The following is a 2,124-nucleotide window of genomic DNA, read 5'->3' as shown; positions in this document are numbered from 1 at the left end:
GGCGCGACTCATACTGCGTATGCACCAGGAAAATGGCGCTCGCCATCACGGCCAGCAGCAGCATCAGGTTCAGGCGCAGCATGGCCGGCCTTTCTGCGCGCGCACGGCCAGGCCGCCCGGTGCACCGGTACGGCCCGAATGGCCAGGACGCGCGACCGGTTTCATGCGGGCACCTCGGTGCGCTGGGCGACGCGCATCACGGCCGAGCGCGAGCGCGGGTTGGCCGCGACTTCGGCGGCGCTGGGCTTGATGCGGTCGAGCGCCACCAGGCGCATCGGCGTCGGCGGCGCGAACGGCATCCGGCGGTCGTACACCTCTTTCGAATGCTTGGCGATGAACTGCTTGACGATGCGGTCCTCGAGCGAATGGAAGCTGATCACCACCAGCCGGCCGCCGGGCGCGAGCACGCGCAGGCTGGCTTCTAGCGCCTGCTCGAGTTCCTGCAGTTCGGCATTGATGAAAATCCGAAGAGCCTGAAATGTGCGGGTGGCGGGGTTCTGGCCCGCCTCACGCGTGCGGACGGCGCCAGCCACGAGCTCGGCAAGCTCGCCGGTGGTTGCGAGAGGGCCTTTTTCCTCGCGCCGCGCAACAATCGCCTTTGCAATAGGCCCAGCAAACCGTTCTTCGCCATAGTCACGTATCACCTCCGCAATCTGCTGCATTTCCGCGTCCGCGAGCCATTCGGCCACGCTCTGGCCACGCGTGGTGTCCATGCGCATATCGAGCGGCGCGTCGAAACGGAAGCTGAAGCCACGCTCGGGCGTATCGATCTGGGGCGAGCTCACGCCCAGATCCATCAGCACGCCCTGCACGCTGGCGGTGGGCAGATCAGCCAGGTGGCTGAAGCCCTCGTGTTGAATGGAAAAACGCGCATCGGTGATGCGCGCAGCTTCCTGGATGGCCTCGGGGTCCTTGTCGAAGGCCCGGAGCCGGCCCTCGGGCCCCAGGCGCTCGAGGATGCGCCGGGAATGGCCTCCTCGGCCGAAGGTGCCGTCTACCCATTCGCCCGCAGGCGACTCGCCTGCCGCGCCCAGCAGTGCATCCACCGCCTCGTCGAGCAGTACCGTAATGTGTTGGAGGGGCTGGTTCAATCGCACGCCCTTTTTTAGAAAGCAAAATCCTGGAAAACGTCGGGCATCTGGGCCTGCATGGCCTGTGCCTCCTGGGCGTCATAAGTGGCTTTGTCCCAAAGCTCGAAGTGGTTGCCCATTCCCAGCAGCACGGCGTCCCGCGTCAGGCCGACGGCCTGGCGCAGTTCGGGCGAGATCAGCACGCGGCCGGTCCCGTCCATGTCGACGTCCATGGCGTTGCCCAGGAAAATCCGCTTCCACCATTGCGCGGACATCGGCAACTGGGCGATGCGGTCGCGAAACAGCAGCCATTGCGGCCGGGGGAACAGCATGAGACAGCCGTGGGGGTGTTTGGTGATCGTGACCTGTCCTTCGGCCATCTCGTTCAAGGCGTCACGATGCCGGGTCGGCACCGAAAGCCGACCCTTCGCATCGAGACTGAGCGAAGAAGCCCCTTGAAACATAAATTGTCCTTGGACTGGCTGCTGCCGTTCACCGCTTAAAACCGCCGGGAATGGCAAGTTTCACCACTTAATTGCACTTTTTTCCACTGTAGCAGCAAATCGCCGGCAGGCCACAGGGGGTGTGACAATTATTTGCAATGAAATCAAGGACTTAGAACGCAATCGAAAGCCGCTTTTGGGGAAAAACCCTTGCCCCATAAGCACTTACTCAATTCACTGCATGTGAAACCTCAACCGCCTCCGGCATGCAGATGCACACACGAAGTGCGGTCAGGCGTATGCAAGCGTTAACGCCAGCGCGCTTTGCGCGCGCAAAACGTCACAAAATGAAACGAGACAAATCTTCGTCCTGGCTCAGGGTCTGCAGGCGCGCATCGACATAGGCGGCGTCGATGGTGAAGGTCTGGCCCGAGAGGTGGGCGGCGTCGAAACTGATCTCGTCGAGCAGCCGCTCCATGACCGTCGACAGCCGGCGCGCACCGATGTTCTCGGTGCTCTCGTTGACGTGGAACGCGGTGTGCGCGAGCCGCGTGATGCCTTCGGGCGTGAACTCCAGCGTCACGCCTTCGGTGGCCAGCAGCGCCTGGTAC

At 63.2% G+C, this 2,124-nt stretch carries 2 protein-coding genes and 2 pseudogenes; all 4 read right to left on the bottom strand.

The genetic code is table 11. The features are described from left to right. Window positions 1-82 (bottom strand): annotated as a pseudogene (locus tag D3H34_RS34830) (cell division protein FtsL); the annotation flags it as partial. A 79-nt stretch (window positions 83-161) separates the two neighbouring features. Continuing rightward, on the bottom strand, window positions 162-1,091 hold the full coding sequence (gene rsmH, locus D3H34_RS31955; RefSeq protein ID WP_119558797.1) for a 16S rRNA (cytosine(1402)-N(4))-methyltransferase RsmH: 930 nt from the start codon (window positions 1,089-1,091) through the stop codon (window positions 162-164). A 14-nt stretch (window positions 1,092-1,105) separates the two neighbouring features. Next, window positions 1,106-1,534 carry a division/cell wall cluster transcriptional repressor MraZ gene (mraZ, locus tag D3H34_RS31950; protein ID WP_119558796.1) on the bottom strand — a complete coding sequence of 143 codons (429 nt, stop codon included), beginning with the start codon at window positions 1,532-1,534 and terminating at the stop codon, window positions 1,106-1,108. Between the two features lie 319 nt (window positions 1,535-1,853). Beyond that, window positions 1,854-2,124: pseudogene (hslU, locus tag D3H34_RS31945) on the bottom strand (HslU--HslV peptidase ATPase subunit); the annotation flags it as partial.

The organism is Acidovorax cavernicola, from assembly GCF_003581445.1.
This window is presented reverse-complemented; position numbering and strand designations above follow the sequence as displayed.